General features: G+C 62.8%; 16 protein-coding genes. 10 read left to right on the top strand and 6 right to left on the bottom strand.

Going from position 1 to position 17,512, the window contains the following annotated elements:
- Positions 1-82: 82 nt before the first annotated feature.
- The 5 genes from HPY32_RS11010 to HPY32_RS10990 all read right to left on the bottom strand — a co-directional run bounded on the left by HPY32_RS11010 (position 83) and on the right by HPY32_RS10990 (position 3,180).
- The gene (locus HPY32_RS11010; protein ID WP_269456516.1) at positions 83-1,078 is read right to left on the bottom strand and encodes an HTTM domain-containing protein; all 996 of its coding nucleotides are present in this window, start codon (positions 1,076-1,078) and stop codon (positions 83-85) included.
- Positions 1,042-1,632: a DUF5819 family protein gene (locus HPY32_RS11005; RefSeq protein WP_067590482.1), complete on the bottom strand. Its 591-nt coding sequence runs from the start codon at positions 1,630-1,632 to the stop codon at positions 1,042-1,044. Before HPY32_RS11005 ends, HPY32_RS11010 begins: the two co-directional genes overlap by 37 nt.
- 184 nt (positions 1,633-1,816) lie before the next feature.
- Positions 1,817-2,062 carry a hypothetical protein gene (locus HPY32_RS11000; RefSeq protein WP_156674559.1) on the bottom strand — a complete coding sequence of 82 codons (246 nt, stop codon included), beginning with the start codon at positions 2,060-2,062 and terminating at the stop codon, positions 1,817-1,819.
- A gap of 93 nt (positions 2,063-2,155) precedes the next feature.
- Positions 2,156-2,572: a hypothetical protein gene (locus tag HPY32_RS10995; RefSeq protein ID WP_156674560.1), complete on the bottom strand. Its 417-nt coding sequence runs from the start codon at positions 2,570-2,572 to the stop codon at positions 2,156-2,158.
- An 8-nt stretch (positions 2,573-2,580) separates the two neighbouring features.
- Positions 2,581-3,180: a hypothetical protein gene (locus HPY32_RS10990; protein ID WP_067590491.1), complete on the bottom strand. Its 600-nt coding sequence runs from the start codon at positions 3,178-3,180 to the stop codon at positions 2,581-2,583.
- 559 nt (positions 3,181-3,739) lie between these two features.
- Here HPY32_RS10990 and HPY32_RS46125 point away from each other — a divergent pair.
- Entirely contained in the window at positions 3,740-7,552 is a 3,813-nt protein-coding gene (locus HPY32_RS46125; RefSeq protein ID WP_067590497.1) for a WD40 repeat domain-containing protein, read from the top strand.
- Between the two features lie 211 nt (positions 7,553-7,763).
- Positions 7,764-8,081 carry a LysR family transcriptional regulator gene (locus HPY32_RS45645; protein WP_269456517.1) on the top strand — a complete coding sequence of 106 codons (318 nt, stop codon included), beginning with the start codon at positions 7,764-7,766 and terminating at the stop codon, positions 8,079-8,081.
- Here the strand turns inward: HPY32_RS45645 and HPY32_RS10975 are convergent, their stop codons facing one another.
- Complete coding sequence (locus HPY32_RS10975; RefSeq protein WP_067590501.1) at positions 8,082-9,200, bottom strand: AraC family transcriptional regulator; 1,119 nt, start codon at positions 9,198-9,200, stop codon at positions 8,082-8,084.
- A 509-nt stretch (positions 9,201-9,709) separates the two neighbouring features.
- Between HPY32_RS10975 and HPY32_RS10970 the strand changes: the two genes are divergently transcribed.
- The 8 genes from HPY32_RS10970 to HPY32_RS46515 all read left to right on the top strand — a co-directional run bounded on the left by HPY32_RS10970 (position 9,710) and on the right by HPY32_RS46515 (position 17,373).
- Positions 9,710-10,732 (top strand): pyridoxal phosphate-dependent aminotransferase, encoded by a 1,023-nt coding sequence (locus HPY32_RS10970; protein WP_067590503.1) that lies wholly within the window; start codon positions 9,710-9,712, stop codon positions 10,730-10,732.
- 16 nt (positions 10,733-10,748) lie between these two features.
- Positions 10,749-11,831, top strand: coding sequence for a cupin domain-containing protein (locus HPY32_RS10965; protein ID WP_067590508.1), 1,083 nt, complete (start codon positions 10,749-10,751; stop codon positions 11,829-11,831).
- Positions 11,832-11,835: 4 nt separating this feature from the next.
- Positions 11,836-13,497: a pyridoxal phosphate-dependent decarboxylase family protein gene (locus HPY32_RS10960; protein ID WP_067590510.1), complete on the top strand. Its 1,662-nt coding sequence runs from the start codon at positions 11,836-11,838 to the stop codon at positions 13,495-13,497.
- Complete coding sequence (locus HPY32_RS10955) at positions 13,494-14,333, top strand: methyltransferase domain-containing protein (RefSeq protein ID WP_309247513.1); 840 nt, start codon at positions 13,494-13,496, stop codon at positions 14,331-14,333. Before HPY32_RS10960 ends, HPY32_RS10955 begins: the two co-directional genes overlap by 4 nt.
- A 327-nt stretch (positions 14,334-14,660) precedes the next feature.
- Entirely contained in the window at positions 14,661-14,795 is a 135-nt protein-coding gene (locus HPY32_RS46120; protein WP_171982783.1) for a lasso RiPP family leader peptide-containing protein, read from the top strand.
- Positions 14,796-14,834: 39 nt separating this feature from the next.
- Positions 14,835-16,679, top strand: a complete 1,845-nt coding sequence (locus HPY32_RS10945) for an asparagine synthase-related protein (RefSeq protein WP_067590517.1) — start codon at positions 14,835-14,837, stop codon at positions 16,677-16,679.
- Positions 16,680-16,687: 8 nt separating this feature from the next.
- Positions 16,688-16,936 (top strand): lasso peptide biosynthesis PqqD family chaperone, encoded by a 249-nt coding sequence (locus HPY32_RS10940; RefSeq protein WP_197696548.1) that lies wholly within the window; start codon positions 16,688-16,690, stop codon positions 16,934-16,936.
- Positions 16,933-17,373 carry a lasso peptide biosynthesis B2 protein gene (locus tag HPY32_RS46515; RefSeq protein ID WP_082871551.1) on the top strand — a complete coding sequence of 147 codons (441 nt, stop codon included), beginning with the start codon at positions 16,933-16,935 and terminating at the stop codon, positions 17,371-17,373. The genes HPY32_RS10940 and HPY32_RS46515 overlap by 4 nt, the downstream gene beginning before the upstream one ends.
- Positions 17,374-17,512: the final 139 nt, after the last annotated feature.

The following is a 17,512-nucleotide window of genomic DNA, read 5'->3' as shown; positions in this document are numbered from 1 at the left end:
CACAGGTCCCCAGCGGCCAATAGCGGGGGGCGAAACGGCCAGATGCGAAAGCCGGGCGACGATGGTTGTCCCGCTCATATCGTCAGGTGCTCGGCGAGCAGGTCGAAGGCGGTATCTTCCGTGGGGCGTCGAATCCCAGCCGACCGGCCAGGGAGCGGTAGTGCGGGTCGTCGAGGAGAAGCATCTCTGTTGCGATCATGATGAAGGAAAAGTCCGGCAGCGCCATGACGACGGCTATTGCCAGATGAAACACGATCGCGGCGAGCAGGACATAGACGCGGGTTCTGCGGAAGAAAACGAAAACCGGAAATGTCACCTGGAGCACGATCGTCGAATATGCCATCGCCGACATGAGCAACGGATGTTCGGCCAGGAATCCCTGCAGCAGACGGGAGCCGTACTCCGGTACACCCATGATGTAGTAGAGCGCTTCTCCGCTCGTCCACATCGTCCCCCGCACCTTGTACATGCCCGCCACGACATAGACGATGCAGACCTGCACGATAATCGCGACCACCGCGGCATTGTGGACGATCGTCGAATACACCGCGGGTGCGAGTCGAATCCGCCGCACCTCGGTTCCCCGGCGCAGCAGGCTGTCGACCGACAACCGCCGGGTCGAATCCAGCAACGCCAGAAACGGCAATATCGTGATCAGGAGATTTTCGCCACCATTGAGAAGATAACCATTCCGCTGCAGTAGCGAAAAGGTCAGCACCGCGAACAACGGAGATACCATACGGCCCCGGTACCCGGCGATGTACAACACCGTCACCACGATTTGCAGGCCGAACAGGAATTCGAACCACGCCGGACCGGAATTCAGCGAATACAGCGACAGGTTCCGGTCCGTCGACTCTTCGAACCGCGAGAGCGACCACGGGCCGTCCGGACCCCACAGCAGCCGGCGGTCGAAATAGTTGACCAGGCACAGCTGGAGTATTACCGCTCCGATTCCGATCCGTGCCAGCGCGGCCCCGTACAGGTTCAGCCGTCGGATCGTAAAATACCTCCGAAAGTAATCCAGGTAGGTATTGTCGCTCAACTCGATACCTTGGGCTGCCAATCGAAATCCCACTTCTCCGGTCGTGACTCGGGAATGATCGGCTTGCCGATCGGATAGGGCCGTGCGGGCAGGATGACCGTCCGCATCTGGACATCGGAGTATCCGGCGCCGAAGATCATCGTCGCGTAGTGCGAGGCGATGGTCGCCCGAAATCCGTCCGATACCGCCTTCGCCCGCTTCTCCGGATCGGTCAACGGAATGACCTCGAACCGATAGGCGGGATCGCTGCGCGAGGATTCCGGCGCCTGCGCGACACGCCTGTCACGCCGATCCGCGAGTTCAGGATCTTCCCAGGTCGATTCGAGCAGCCCGACGCTCCGCAACAGATCCAGATCCTTCGTGGCCAGGAGCGGGTTCGAATGATTCTTCGCGATCAACGGCGACAGCGGATCCACCCACCGGGAAACGCTGCCGTCCGGATACCGGACGCGGAGCAGCGTCCCTTGATCGTCACGCACCGGATTCGGGGCGAACAGGCGCCAGTCCTGGTTGAACAGCGGATCGGTGTACCAGCGGGCGACACGCTCGACCCTGCTGTGCGCGGGGCCTTCGGGCAGTAGGGACAACAGTACGACGGTGAAATGCGCCGCGAGGGCAACAGCCAGGACGACAGTCGATACCGAACCCCTCCGGCGTAATCGTGTCCGCACGTTCTTCGGCAAAGGTGCTCACCATCCGGTATCGAGCCGACGATTCTCGTGACCGAGGAATGCGGTCGCGTCACCCGCGACCGCATTCCTGGATTACAGGCTAGCCTCGCTTCTGGTTCTGTTGGAACTGCTGATTACGCTGAGCGGCGTGCCAATCGAAGTCCGTGCCGATCTGTGCATTCCCCAGAGAGGCGGCATTCGAAGCTTGATTCGATGCCTCGACGTAGCGTGACTGTGCGGCCTGTTCATTGCCGCCCAGCAAGCTCGGTGCGGCGAAAGCCATCCCGACAACGGCCAACATCCCCGAGAATGCGGCCGCCTGCTTCATACCGACAGTCTTGTTCATGTGTTCCCTTTCCGTAATTCTGATAGCGGGATCCAGAGGCACGATCCGTGCGAACATATCCGGGAATCGGTTCCCAAATATACCGATGGATCGCTAGTAGACATCGTCTCCCTGGGTCAACCACATTTTGAAAGCAGTACCCCACAGATCGAACGTCGCCGTTGTGCCATTTCGGCAGTACTTGAAAGTTCTGTCTCCCTGGATGTACGGGGGCGATGTCGACACCTCGCTGGCGAACGCCCTGAGCGAAGCGCCCTCCGTGACACCGAGGTCCTGGAGTGAAACCGTCACCGACTGCAAGACGGCATATTTGCCCGTGCTCGTCCAGACATCACCGTTCCCGTCGTTCAACATGAATTTGTCGACGACGACGGCCGCCCTGTTCGTAAACTTGACCTTCTCATTGCAACCCGTGATCACCGCATCGGCATCGGGCGCCGCGACGACCGTGGGCAGCAATGTCAGTGCACCGACGGCGATCAGGCTCCCGATACGCTGGCCGATTTTCATGTCGCTCCTCACGCAGCTTGTTTCGGGCAGGTTGCGGGTGCGGACCTGACAACGATCGTGGGCTTCAGATCCGTCGGGGTTATCGGCGGCCCGATATACTGCTTGTCTTTGATGATCCAGATGTAATGGCCGTCCATGCGGTTCTCGTAACGGGCGGTGAGATTACCCTTGACCGCCTGGACGGGCACCTGGCGTTCGAGCCAGATGCGCTGGCCGGGTTTGGCGGTGGCGGACATGCTCGAGGTCTCGCTGCTCGTCGCACTCCACGACCTGGAGTAATTGGCTTGGATGCTGGCCTGGATGGTCGTACCCATCGCCACCGTCACCGCCACCCCGGCGGTGTCCGTCGTCGACGTGGTCTGCGACCAGCTGATTTGATAGCCGGAGTCCGCGGGTGAACAGTTCGTCATTTCCTGCGAGACCTTCTGCGGCTTTCCCATGTACGGGTCTCCGGCAGGCTTCACGGCATCGTACGTGCAGCTCACGACGCCACTGTCACATTGCGCCTGGACCTGCGCATCCGTCAGTGCGTTCGCCGGAACCGAGACGGCCGATATCGCCCCCAGCGCACCAAAAAACGCGATTGACGATATGACAAATCTTTTCATACCTCAACACCTTTCCGTGGATTACGTCGTGGCCGCAGGATCACCCACCGGCCGCGCCGAATGGATCCCAGCACAGCTTTATAGACAGCATATGAGCCGATTCCTGGGGCATGGGATGACCTCACCACCCGAGAAGATTCCGAAGGTAGCCTGTCGATGAGGTTGCGCGCCCTGTCGCATTCGATACCGCGCTGCGGTCGACCGCGATCAACACGGTAACACGATTCAGTTCACCCGGACAGTCCATGCATTGGAATTTCACGTAATCCCTGGTCGGCGAAATCCGGCCCGGAATACTGTAATACACCCGTTACACGTCATCGCTTGACCTCCGGACCGTGTCGATGCGCGAAATCGTTGGCGCAGTGCAGGTTTGGCCACTCGAACCACCGTTTTGGCCACGGCCACCCTTTCCGCGAGCGCATCGGGATCGTATTGTCGGGTGAAGTAGCTGTTAGATTGCTCGCGACTGTCGGCTCTGAACGGAGGAAATCGTCGTGTGCACCGGTCCCTGCACCTACCACCAGCTCCTGCCGCCGGGCCCTCCGGGAGTCCGCACGTGGTAGCGGGTGCGCGTGAGCGCTTCGCCGAACGGTTGACCGCACTGTTCAAGCTCGCGGGATCGCCCGTCATCAAAACGGTTGTGCGCCGCGCGAATACAAGAAGCGTTCCGGGCGCCGCCCCGGTGACCGCGCAGCGGTTCAGCGACTGGCGACGCGGTACCACGGTGCCCGCCACTTTCGAGGCGATATTCCCGGTTCTCACCGTTCTGATCGATGACGCGAAGACCCGCCCGCACGCCGCGAGCGCCGATCGAAGCCTGCTCGACCTCGATCGCTGGCGGAATGCCTGGCAGCAGGCCAGGAACGACCCCGGGGAATCGGCACGGTGTGCGCGCGAGCCGGGTCATCCGCCGTATCGAGGGTTGTCCCCGTATCGCGCGGAAGACGCGGATCTGTTCTTCGGCCGGGACAGCGCCCGCCAGGCTCTCGTCGAGGCGATCGCCACTGTCGAGGACGGCGACCGCCCCCGGCTCGTGCTGGTGGTCGGCGTTTCGGGGGCCGGGAAATCGTCGTTGCTCGCCGTGGGCCTGCAGGCGAACGCCGACGTTCGAACACCGGTACCGATGAGTCCGGGCACACGGCCCGATGAGGCCCTGCGCACCGCCCTCGGCCGGACGCCCGCCGACGGCGATCTGTTGTTGCTGATCGATCAGGCCGAAGAGCTGTTCACCCTCTGCACGGACAACACGGCCCGCCGGGCCTTCCTCGACGACATACGGCGACTCACCGCATCCGACGCCGAACGGCGGGTCACGGTCGTCATGGCGTTCCGTTCCGACTTCTTCAACGACATCATCCAATATCCCCTCCTGGCCCGGGCGATGAAGGATGCCTCGGTCATCGTGGGCGCGATGACCGAGGCCGAGCTGCGCGATGTGATCGTCGGACCCGCCCGAGCCTGTGGGCTGAAGGTCGAGCCCGCACTCGTCGACATCATCCTGCGCGACCTGGACGCCGCGACCTCCGACGACGGTAAAGCGGCATTGCTGCCACTGCTGTCCCACGTGCTCGATGCGACCTGGTCACGCCGCCAGGGCCGCATCCTTTCGCTGGATGCATACCGGGCGGCCGGGGAGATGGCGGGTTCGGTCGCGGCGACAGCCGAGCGGGCCTGGAGCGAGCTCACACCCGAACAACAACATTTCACACGCTCGATCCTGATGACGCTCACCGTCATCGGGCCGCGGTCCGTGACACGAAATCGTGTGCCCCAAGCCATCATCGTCGATGAATCCACCGATCCCGCTCTGGCGGAGGAAGTCATCGCCCACCTCGTCAACGCCCGCTTGGTCGTCGTGGACGGCGACGAGATCGAACTCCTACACGAGGCGGTACCGCGAGTATGGCCGCGCATGGCCGACTGGATCGCGGAGGAGAAGGAATTCGGCCCGGCCCGACACCGCATCGAGGAAGACGCCCGAACCTGGCTCGCCGAAGGCAAGCCCACGGCACTGCTCTATGACTCCAAACGCCTCGAGACCGTCGACGTGGTGACCGGCAAAGGCGGGACGATCAACCGCAACGCCCAGGAATTCGTCGCGAAATCGCTGCGCCACCAACGCGCGTCCTCCTCACGACGGCGAACCCTACGATCGGTCGCGGCCTTGCTGGGAGTCGTCGCACTCCTCGCGGCCGTCCTGGCATCTTCACAGCGTCGGGTGATCGTGCAGGAACGGACCGACGCACAAGTCGCCGCCCTGATCCACGAATCACAGCGAATCGAGAACTTCGACCCTGCGGCATCGGAACGAATGGCACTGGCGGCCTATCGAATTCGCCCCAACGACCCCGAAACCCAGGCACGCCTCACCTCCACCCAGGCATACCCCGTCATCAACACATCCACCGAGCGGCACGCCGGAAAAATCCGCGGACTCGCCTACCGCCCAGCTCCAGCGATGCTGGCCAGCGCCGGCGACGACGGCCTGGTCCGCCTGTGGACACTCACCGATACCGGCCCGCCCACCACCCTCGGCAACGCCATACGCGGACACAACAATTCGGTGACATCGGTCGCCTTCGGCCCCGACGGCACCGTGCTCGCGAGCGCAGGCTACGACCAGACGATCAGGCTCTGGGACATCCACGATCCGAAACAGCCTCGGCCACTGAGTGTTCTGAACATCTCCGCACCGGTGCTATCGATCGCGTACACCCGGGACGGCCACTCGATCATCACCGCCGACGAAAACGGCCAGCTGACACTGGCAGACGTCACCGACCCCGCGACGCCGCGCATCCGCGAACAGATCCCCGCCCACGCCGATGCGATCAACGCGCTGGCGACAAGCACCGACGGCGCCCGGGTCGCCAGCGGTAGTGACGATGGCACCCTGCGCATCTGGAGCCTCGCCGATCCGCAGCACCTCCGGCCGATCGGCGAACCCCTGACAGCGAGCGTCGCGGTGAAGTCCCTCGCGCTCGGGCCGGACGATCAGCTCGTTGCGGGAACCGTGGACGGAACGGTGCGCATGTGGTCGCTCACCGATCCCGCCGCGCCACGCGAATTCGGCGTGCCCCGAACGGTGCACGGCGCTGCCGTCCATGCGCTGCTCTTCGGACCCGACGGCCAGATGGCATCCGGCAGCGCCGACGGGACGGTCTGCCTCTGGCAACAAACACCGTCCGGATTCCAACCGTTCGGACGTCCGGTCGGCGGCAACCGCGGTCCCATCTCGAGCCTGGAACTGACCACCGATACCCACCTGATCTCCGCGGGCGACGACGGCCGAATCCGAATCTGGACCCGCCCGGCGGCAGACATCCCCGTGACAACCCCGGCACCATTCACCTCGGTGGAACTCGACGCCAAGGGATCACGACTGGTGACCGGTGGCAGCGACGGCGGCTTCCAGATATGGAACGTCGGCCCCGACGATGTCACATTCGCGGCCGCCGCGCGCGCTGCCGTGCCGCCGTATCACGGTGTCGTAGTACAGATCCGGCCGGACGGCGCGGTGCTCGCCGCTACCGATTCCGATGGCGGCAGCCTGCAATTATGGAACCTCGCCGACCCCGCACATCCCACCCCGCTCGGGCCGCCACGCGACACTCGCACCCGGTATTTCACGGCTGCCGCGTTCACTCGGGACAACCGGATACTCGTCACCGGCGACGACGACCACTCGATCCGGCTGTGGGACGTCGGCGACCCGGCCAACCCGCGGACCCTGGGCACCGCATCGGCCGACACCGGCCGACCTCTCCGATCCCTCGCGATCTCGCCCGACGGCACCATGGCAGCGACCGGCTCCGACGATGCCACGATTTTCCTGTGGAGTATCGGCGATCGACGCAAACCCGTATTGCAGGCACGACTCACCGGCCACCGAGGCCCGGTCTCCACCCTCGTCTTCGCCGCCGACGGACGGCACCTGTTCAGCGGCGCGGACGACGAAACGATCCGTACCTGGGACCTCGACAAGGCCGCCGCCGGACGTCCCGCGAATGAAACGGTCGTCCATACCGCATCGGTGACCGACCTGGCACTCGACCACAGCGGCCGGAAACTGGTGTCCGCCGGTGTCGATCAGTCCGTCCGGCTGTGGGATGTCACCAACTCCGCACGGCCCGAACCGCTCGGTCGATCGATCTCCGTCATCGACCTCGGCGCCCGCTGGTTCGTCCGCTTCGACGGAACGAACGAGAGCCGTGTCTTCGGCATCTCGGACCTGGCCTCCGAGCGATGGACCACCGACCCAGCGGAAGTAGCGGCCCAACTCTGCCGTACCTCCGCAGCCCGCCCCGACAACGGAAACCCGGCCGACTCACCGACACTCCATTCCGGTATCGACCTGTGCCCCACCTGATCACGGGTATGCGAACGACTTAATTCTTTCCGGGCCCCGGAAACAAATACCGACGGCCCGATAAGCCTGTCCGTGAAAGTGCACCACTTTGGCCATCCGTCCCCTCCCATGCACAGATTTCGTCCGCATAGGCTGCCGCTATGAAAATCAGTGGTACAAGTCAGCCCCTTCTCGCCGAGAAAATGTACATTTTTGCCGAGAAGGAAGAGAAATGAAATCCGGGCCGCGGCCGACCACCGTAGAAATGCTCGATCTATATCAGCTGGCGCAGTTCCTCGAGGTCGCCGAACAGTTGAGTTTCACGGGAGCGGCTCGCAAACTACACGTCACTCAGCAGACGCTGAGTACGGCCGTGCAGCGGTTGGAACGGCAGCTCGGCGTCACGCTTTTCGAGCGCACGACCCGCCGGGTCGTACTGACCGACGCCGGCCGCGCCCTACGCGACGGCTCCAGAACCCTACTGATGGTTTCCCGTGAGGTGACAACCCGGACCCAGCAGGCCGACAACACGTCTCGACCCTCCGACTGATCACGAATACGTCGCCGCTCCTTCGCCGATGATCCCACCGATTCGGAACGGACCGACGGCTGTACCGAACTTGGTATCGCATCCGATGTCCAGTAGCTCGGCGGAGCGTCGCGTCCGGCTCGGCGGCTCGCCGTTCCAACGCACATAGGCCCGCCGAAATTCACGGGCATCACTGTAGCCGGTCTCCACGGCGATCTGCGCGATTGTCATTCTCGTCCCTCGGACCAAGCGCAAGGCACGCCGCTGCCGGACGCGATCACGGATATCGCTGAACCTCTCCCCCGCGGTATGCAGGTGCCTGCGCAGCGTACGTTCGGTAACGAACAACCGATCAGCAACCTCAGCCATGGACATCGACGTTCGAGAGGGCTCGTCCAGGATGGATTCGACCGACGCCACGATGTCATAGCGAGGATCGGCAGCACCGATCATACGCCTGCAGGTATCCAGCGCAGCACCCAAGCTGGCTCGGCTGTGGGTCGGAATCGGCCGCCTGAACAGTTCGACGGGAAAGACCAGTTCGCTGACCGCGCAGTCGAATTCGACAGGACAGCGAAAGTAGCGGCGATACTCGGCCGAGTACGCGGGCTCCGCATAGCTCAATCGAGCAACAATGGGTCCGAACTCGTCGTCGACCAAAGACCGGCCGAACGACAGCGCGGCCGACATCGTATGCTCGGTGAGGAAACGCACCAGTTCGGGGTCCGGCATCGGCTGCAATACCCGGACAGCGGTCAGCTCACGATCGCGAATCAGATCGAAGTCCGTCAGGCAACCCGCCAACCGGCGCATTTCTTTTCCGAGCACAGCCGCTTCCCCGACGGTCCGGCAGGAACGCATCGCGAACCCGAGAATACCGAATCCGACGATCGCATTACGCGCTCCCACAGCGAGCCCGATCGATCTTTCGGACATGGAGCGCACCGCGCAACGGATGATCGACGTCGCCTGCCGGTACGATACCCATGTTCCAGGGGCGTCCAATTTCTCGGCCGCCATACCCGTCCCCAGAAACCACGGCTCGGGATCCACGCCGCGCTCGGTGGCGAATGCACACAAACTCACCAGAGCAGTCGGCGCGATGTTCGCCGCACTGAACTGCGGATCGAATCGGCCCATTTCAGACGCCTCCTTCGGTCGTGCCATCGTTCGTTGTGCAGATCGAATTGCTCGCCGTTCGATCGAGTCGCGCGATACACCGACGCGTGGGCCGGACCAGATTCGTAACAGAAATTCGATACGCCCATTACATACTCGGGCGCTCATGATCGGTCGCAGGCCCGATGCCCGGCCGCGTTCCCATCGGCGAGCACACCAATCCGATCACTGGATGGATCAATCCTTGCTCGGGACCGGGCCGCGAGCAAGCAGGGCTTTACCTATACATGCAGTTTCCGCAGGTAGAACCATCCGCTCAGTATTCCGGATCCGGATATAGTTAACATACTGTTAACGTACGTTTCCTTGACAAACGCAGCAATCAATCGGCATCTGCGACAGATTCCGACAATTTATGGATTTACAGTTTTTGACGATCTATCTCTCGTGCGGATTGTCATGGGCCATCGGTATGCCTACCGTTGGATACGGCAGACACGTCGGATCAATGATCGAGACAGGAGAAATCGATGATCGATACCTCCACCGCCGCGGGTGAGTGCATCGAGTTGGACTCGCGTGTGTTCGATTGTCGCCCGGAGTCTCAGGGGCAGATCAATCTGGCGTTCAACGAGAATCCGTTCGCCGGGACGATCGGGAAGTATCCGGAAAACCGTTCCGAAGAGCTCGTCGACCGGTACCTCGACGTGCTCCGCTCGCTGGATGCACAATCGGTGTCCGGCGTGCTCGCCGACAATGTATTCATGTGCCGGGGTGCGAACGACGGTCTCGATCTCGTGCTCCGATCGCTGGACCCGCGCCCGGACACGATGGCGGTCTGTCCGCCGACATTCGTCGAATTCGACCGGCACGCGAGCCACCAGCGCATGACCGTTGTCCGTGTGCCCTTGCCCGCCGCCGATCGCCTGGATGTCGACGGGATCTGCGAGAGCGGCGCCGACTGTGTACTACTGTGCAATCCCGGAAACCCGACCGGCGTTGCCCTGTCGAGGAAGGACATCACGGATTTGGCGTCGGTGTTCGAGGGTCCGGTGATCGTGGACGAGACCTATGCCGAATTCTGCCCGGATTCGTCGGTAGCCCGTGACATCCGGACCTTCGGCAATCTTTTCGTGGTTCGGTCGTTGTCGAAGGCATTCGGGCTGGCGGCGCTGCGAGTCGGGGCGGTGATCGCCGCGCCACCTCATATCGACGCCCTCCGTCGGAAAAGTCTTCCGTTCCTGCTGCCGACACCGGTGGTCGAGGCGGCGATCGAGGCGTTGAAAGGACCTCGGATCGCCGATCGATTGCATCGTATGATCGATGCTCGAACCGAATTCGCCACGAAACTCGCTCGCCTGCCGGTGGTCACCCGAGTACACGCCGAGGCGGGATTCATAACTGTCGAGGTCACCGATCAATCGTGGGCAACCACGCAGTTGTCTGCCGCCAATATTGCGGTAACCACCGGTCCGGGCACGATCCGATTTTCTATCGGCACACCTCGAGACAACGATCGCGCAGTATCTGCATTGACCATCGGAGTTCAGTAGGCAGAAAGGCGGCATCATGACCGAGCAAGATGTTCCGTTCGTGGTTCGGCGTACCGATGTCCGTGCGATCAATTCGGTCGCGATCGACGGAGTACGGCACGAATTGGGTGAGCAACGCGACTTCCGACGCGACGAGCGGCTGTCCGGATTCCTTCCCGAAGATGGACGTACGTCGCTGGCCTGGGTGCGGCTACAGGACGGACAGATCCTCGGCGATCATGCGCACCCGACAAAGTCGATGATCATCATCTGCACCGGCTCGGTTCGCCTCACCGGCGATACCGAGCAACTCGTCGAGGCCGGCGATATCGTCTGCGTCCCCGCCGGTCGCCTGCACGGATTCCGTACTCTGACAGGGCAGTCGTTCGACGGCTTGTCGGTGCAGTTCGAAGGTAACGGTTTGTACGAAAATGAAGCGGAAGCCCGCGTGACCTTCCAGAACTCTTTCGACTCCCCTGCCATGACGTCGACGCGTGCAGCCCTCACAGAATTACGAGCCTACAGCGCCGATCGGTGCCGAAAACACCAGCAGGGGCAACTGTTCAGGCTCTTCGCCTCGGGGAAACTGCAGAACGACGGCAATCTGCGAAGCCGGTTCTTTTCCGCCCTGTACACCTTTTCCCGCTGCTTCCAACGTATGGTCCTGACCCGTCAGGCGCTGGTGATCGACGACGCTCTACGACTCGAGTACGCCGGACATCTCGCCGAAGAATTGGGCCACGATGAATTGCTGTCCACTGGATTCGGAGTGCGGGCCCCCGCCTACGACCCGATTCTGGAGGCGGCCTCCAATTGGTTCGTCGCACAGATGTACGGCCGAGACGAAGCCGAAAAGATCGTCATCGTGCACATGGTCGTCGAAGCCAGCGGCCACGTGTTCGGTACGGCGGCGCAGCCGATCTTCGAGACCCGCGCCGCCGAAGGCTCGTATTTCGACGTTCACGCGGAGGCCGACGACGGACATGCCTGTCTCGGACAAGAATATTTGGCAAATCTATCCGAAGCTCGGTTGCGCGAGCTCCGGGCGATCTGCGAAAAGGCATGGGATCAAATGGATCTCGTTCACGACCGGATCGCGGCATACACGTTGGCGGAGTGACCCGATGGACACCGGCGAGCGGCTGCGACGGATCGTCGCCGACTACCGTTCCTGGCGGCAACGGTGCGGTGCTCCGACCGATGGCTGGGGAGAAGGACCGCTGGCGGGTTACACCCGCCCGGCTGTCGACGAGCTGCTGACCGAGCTGTCCGCGAACCTGAGCCACGAGTCCACGCCCTGGGCGGCCCCGCTCTATCTCGCACATATGACCGGCGAGATCCCGGAATCCGTCGCCCTGGCCTACTTCTGCGCAATGCTGTACAACCCCAATAACGTTGTGCCAGAGGCATCTCCGGTAACAACACGGCTGGAGGACGAGGTCGCCGCGGACCTGTGCCGACTGATCGGCTACCGACCGGGCGAGGGCTGGGCACATCTGTGTTCGGGCGGCCACGCCGCCAATTACGAGGCGATCTGGATGGCGCGCAATCTACGCGCCATCCCCTACGCGGTGGCCGAGACCCCCGTGACCCATCATCTCGTTCGTGGGCGCACCGCCGCCGAACTCGCCAATCTGCCGGTCCAGCAGGTACTGGCATTGCTGAGTGCGGCCACACGACTCGGGGCCGATTCACAGGTGCTGGCCACCGCCCGGCGCCTGCGCCGGACCGGCGAGATACCCGCCGCGACCTTGCTCGCCTCGGCGAACGCGCACTACGCCTGGTCGAAATGCGCCGATCTACTCGCGTTGCGCGAATTCGGGACAATACCCACCGATCATCGTCACGCCATCGATGTCGCCGCCCTGCGGGATGAAGTCGTGCAACTCGCCGATGCCGGTCGACCGATCGCCGCGGTCGTCGCATGCGTGGGCAGCAGCGGCGAAGGCAGCGTCGACGACCTCCCCGCCATCATCGAGTTGCGCGACGACCTCGAGCGAACCCGAGGCATCGGGTTCCACCTGCATGTGGACGCCGCCTACGGCGGCTACTTCCGCAGCATGTGGCTGGACGAGACGGGCGGATTCATGCCCGTCGATCCTTCCGATCCCGTGGCCGCGGCGCTGCGATCACTGCCGGCGGCCGACACCGTCACCGTCGATCCGCACAAGAATGCTCACGCGCCATATCCGGCCGGTGCGATCGTCATCCGTGACCGTGCCCTGTGTGTCACTGTCGGAACCGATATCGGCTCGTACTTCGCCGACGGACAACAGGATCCGCGGATGCCGTACGCGCCGTACACGCTCGAGGGCGGACGCCCGGGCGCCGCAGCGGCCGGCGTATGGGCACTGCATCGACTGTATCCGCTCGACCGGACGGGTCTCGGCGCGGTTCTCGCGGCTCGTCGCAGTGCGGCCAGGCGATGGAGCGCTCATGTCGACCGGCTCCCGGCGGCGACAACCACGACCGGTCAGCCGGTTCGATTGTTCAGTTGCTTCGAACCGGATCTCGCCATCGTCAACATCGGCATCGCCGGACCGACCGTGGACGACGACAACGCCGGTCGGCTGATCCGAACTCTCGCGGGCCGACCCGATCCGGCGTGGAAGTCGCGCCTGTGGCTGTCGACGAACCGGCTCATCATCGACGGCAGGCCGCAATGGACACTGCGGAGCTGTCTCATGAACGATCTGACCAGCGCCGAGATCACCGAAGCCGGAATGTCGCTACTCCACGCACTGCAGGCGGTGCTGGTCGAACAGGCCGTCGACCCACCCGAATGAAAGGACATGCCATGCCACCGGATTCGGCTGATACCGCACTGACCGCGATTCGCCTGAACACCCGCTGGGATGTCACACGGTACGGGCAGTTCGAGGACGCACGGATGCGCCCGATCCACGATCTGCTCGACCGCGTCCGAACGAGACCGACGACCGTCGCCGATCTCGGCTGCGGCCCGGGGAAGGGCACGAACCTGATCCTGCGGCGCTGGCCCGGCGCCGACGTGACCGGCGTCGACAACTCACCCGACATGCTGTCGGCGGCTCGCATCAATACACCGGGCGCCCGATACGTCTCCGGCTCGGTCGACGACTGGATACCACCCGAACCGGTCGACGTGATCGTCGCCAGCGGATTACTGCATCTCATCGACAATCATGAAGAAATCCTGCGCCGCTGGTGCGGCTACCTGTCACCGGGCGGAACACTGGCCGTGCAGGCACCCGATGCCATCGATGCGCCGTGGTACCGCGAAATGATCGCACTCGTGTCTACGGGACGATTCGCCGGCCTTCCCCAGGCTGCGCCGGTCCGAGACTTCCTGTGCCGTCCCGCACTGCTTCCGAGACCGGACTACCATCGCATACTGAGCGATAGTGGATTCCGGACGGATATTTTCACCATCGACTATCTACATGCCCTCACCGGAATCGACGCCGTATTCGAATGGGTATCGACGACCGGCCTGCGCCCGGTACTCGCCGGACTACCCGCCGAAGTCCATCCGGAAGTCCGAGAACAATACCGGAACCGCCTCCGCGAAGTCTACCCGGCCACAGCCACCGGCACGACCCTGTTCCCATTTCGACGAATCTTCATGATCGCAGAGCCATGACACATTGAACTGCAAAGTCAGCGCTCGGACTCGGTCGATTGACAAATATTTTCGATTAATACCCGAACCGCACGCAGGGAAGTTTGACATATCGGTCACCCACATCTAACATGTCAATCATCAGGCATTCGACGCCCATTTCGAACAGTTGCTGTTCGGCAGACCTGATCTCTTACTCGTTGTGCGCATATCGGGCCCGCAGTCGAGTAAATAATCGTCACCCATTTCTGTGAAGATCTGCGGCACCCGACCGAGGTGACCGTGAGAGCTGGGCACATCGGCGTGCCCGGAGAAAAGAAGAGAACACCGATCACAAGGAGCGATACCGTGGAGAACTTCGACAACCAGCAGGCCGACCGTACTTACCAGTCGCCCGTTCTGGTCGAGGTGGGCGAGTTCAAGAAAGACACTCACGGCGCGCATGTCACCGAGCCGGAGGGATTTATGTTCCGCGCTGTCTGATGAGGAACCACTCCTAGAAAACAATGAGGTGATCTCGAGGTGAGCAGCGGATACCTGCGCGCTGATGGCGAGGAATGGTTCGTGGTCCTGCCGGACTGTGATGAGGCTGCGACGGTGGTTGGTGGACTGGATTCGCATGTCTCCGATGAAGTGCGGCACCCATCGGGGCGGCCATGGTTGATCGGCCGATGGACCGGGAACCGTATCGTCGGCAGTGCTGCCGGATCCGCGCGAACGGCGGTGGTCGGAACATTCTCGGCCACCGCCGGTCTCATCCGACAGCTCGAGCGAGTCCGGGTATTATCCGACCTCGATCGACTTGCCACAAGTTTAGCGGGGAGCTTTCATCTGATGGCGTCGGTCGACAGTTGTATTCGAATCCAGGGCAGCGCGTCTGGGGTGCGGCGAATTTTCTACACGCAGGTCGAAGGAGTGACCGTTGCCGCCGATCGGGCAGATGTGCTGGCATTGGTCACCGGAGCCGAGCTGGACGAACAACTACTCGCCGCTCGACTGCTGATGCCGCAGCCGGCAGCACCTTTGGCCCGGGAGTGTTTGTGGCGCGGAATTCACCACCTTCCCGGCGATCACTGGCTGATGATCGATCATCATGGCGCGGCTCGATTCCGACGCTGGTGGAGTCCACCGGAGCCCGAAATGCCCATTGCCGCCGGCGCGGCGGCCGTACGAGACGCATTGGCGGCGGCCGTCGACGCGCGAGTTTCGGCAGGCGGCACTGTCAGTAGCGATCTGTCCGGCGGCCTGGATTCGACGTCGCTGTGTTTTCTGGCGGCACAATCCGAGGCGCGACTGATTACCATCACGAAACATTGGGACGAGCCGGGCAACGAGGATATGGTATTCGCCGACCGGGCGGCCCGGCACCTTCCGGGGGTCGAACGTCTGGTCCTGGACGCGACACAGCTCCCGATGATGTTCGACGACGTAGCCGAGGTCGGGGCCCCGCTGGACGAGCCATACTTCGGCGTACACGACCGGGCCAGATATGTGGCGATCATGCGCGAACTCGCCACCCGCGGCTCACGATTACACATGTCCGGCGTCGGTGGAGACGAGATCGTCCAAGCGCCGGCCTCGTACCTGAACGACACGATGCGACGCCATCCCTGGATGGCTCTCATGCATGCCCGCGGTTTCCGCGCACGACAGCGTTGGCCGGCGTCCACGACTTTGCGCGGACTCATGAACCGCCAGTCGTACCGGTCCTGGTTGGCCGACAGTGCCGACGAACTGTCCGGAAAGTTTGTGGGCGCCCCGCTCCCGGGAGCCTGGTGGTATCCCGTTCGGATGCCACCCTGGGCTACGCCGGACGCGACACTGACGGCACGCTCCGTTCTCCGCACCCGAGCCGAGTTTGCCGAACCACTCGCCACACAGAGAGGGCAGCACGCAGCACTCGGGGCAGCGCTCAACACGGCCTCCGGCGCTGCGCAGGCCGAGCGAATCCTGTCCAGGGCGGGTGTTCCGATCAGTTTCCCGTATCTCGACGACCGGGTCGTGGAGGCGTGCCTGGCAGTACGCCTCCACGAGCGCACGACCCCGAGCGCATACAAGCCCGTGCTGAAACGGGCCATGTCCGGTCTTGTACCTGCGGAAGTCCTGACTCGCAACACAAAGGACAGCTGTGGCACCGAATGGTTTCGAGGCATTCGCCAGCGGCGTACGGAACTGGCCGCGCTGTGCGATCAATCCTTACTTGCCGAACGGGGTCTGATCGATCCCGGAATGTTCCGGGCCGCCTGCCTCGATCCAGCACCGGCATCGACCCCACTCGCAGCGATCGAGTGGACCCTTGCGTGCGAACGCTGGCTACAAGAGGTTACCCGCATGTCCGCCCAGACACCGGAAATGGAAACTCCATGATCGTTCGATTGCGCTCCACCGTGACCATTGCCGACACCGAGGACGGTGTGGTTCTGCTGGATCGGCGAACCGGGCGCTATTTCCAACTCAACGTCACCGGCTCGCAAATTCTTCGGACTCTTCTCGACGGCAGCACGATCGATGCCGCCGTCACCGCGCTCACCGCAAGCCATGGAATCGGGCAGGATCGGGCGCGTGCCGATGTCGGAAAACTCATCGACCGATTGTCCCGGGCAAGGCTGGTGGCTGTCTCATGAGTACGCCGATTGCACTCGAGCGCCGCGGCCGACTGCCATTGTCACAGCGGATACCAGCCCTTCTTGCCGTTGAAACCGCACGGGTCGTCTCCGCTCTACCTCCACGGTATCTGTATAGATTTCTCAGACTGATCCGCAATCGCGCAGTCGCCGCGACCGAAGTCGAAGTTCACACGGCTCGCGACATGATCACAACCGCCAGCCTTCGCTGCGCCGGCGAATACTGTGTACAGCGCTCCGTGGCTACCGCTCTGTTGTGCCGAATTCATGGAGTCTGGCCGACATGGTGTGTGGGAGTTCGGACCGCGCCATTCACTGCTCATGCATGGGTGGCAGTCGGAGACAATCCGATCGGCGAGCCCTACATCGCCGGGGATTTCCAGCCGATCATGACGGTCGAGCCGACCACGGTACGAGGCGGAGAAAATGAAGGTTGAAAACTCCGCACATTATTCCTCTCCGACATCTCGATATGTTGCAATCGGCCCATCTCCCGATCTCGCTCCCCGGTTTCCATTGAGGTCTCTCGGCTCCGTATGGTTGGACGCCGGAAAACTACCCGCCGATGTCGCTCCA

The organism is Nocardia terpenica, assembly GCF_013186535.1.
Lineage (GTDB): Bacteria > Actinomycetota > Actinomycetes > Mycobacteriales > Mycobacteriaceae > Nocardia > Nocardia terpenica.
The sequence above is the reverse complement of the archived record's forward strand: the minus strand, read 5'-3'. Positions and strand labels throughout refer to the sequence as shown.

Coding starts and splice junctions, on each gene's coding strand:
- HPY32_RS11000 (WP_156674559.1), bottom strand. CDS start 2,062: ATGAACAAGACTGTCGGTATGAAGCAGGCGGCCGCATTCTCGGGGATG.
- HPY32_RS10995 (WP_156674560.1), bottom strand. CDS start 2,572: ATGAAAATCGGCCAGCGTATCGGGAGCCTGATCGCCGTCGGTGCACTG.
- HPY32_RS10990 (WP_067590491.1), bottom strand. CDS start 3,180: ATGAAAAGATTTGTCATATCGTCAATCGCGTTTTTTGGTGCGCTGGGG.
- HPY32_RS45645 (WP_269456517.1), top strand. CDS start 7,764: ATGAAATCCGGGCCGCGGCCGACCACCGTAGAAATGCTCGATCTATAT.
- HPY32_RS10975 (WP_067590501.1), bottom strand. CDS start 9,200: ATGGGCCGATTCGATCCGCAGTTCAGTGCGGCGAACATCGCGCCGACT.
- HPY32_RS10970 (WP_067590503.1), top strand. CDS start 9,710: ATGATCGATACCTCCACCGCCGCGGGTGAGTGCATCGAGTTGGACTCG.
- HPY32_RS10965 (WP_067590508.1), top strand. CDS start 10,749: ATGACCGAGCAAGATGTTCCGTTCGTGGTTCGGCGTACCGATGTCCGT.
- HPY32_RS10960 (WP_067590510.1), top strand. CDS start 11,836: ATGGACACCGGCGAGCGGCTGCGACGGATCGTCGCCGACTACCGTTCC.
- HPY32_RS10955 (WP_309247513.1), top strand. CDS start 13,494: ATGAAAGGACATGCCATGCCACCGGATTCGGCTGATACCGCACTGACC.
- HPY32_RS46515 (WP_082871551.1), top strand. CDS start 16,933: ATGAGTACGCCGATTGCACTCGAGCGCCGCGGCCGACTGCCATTGTCA.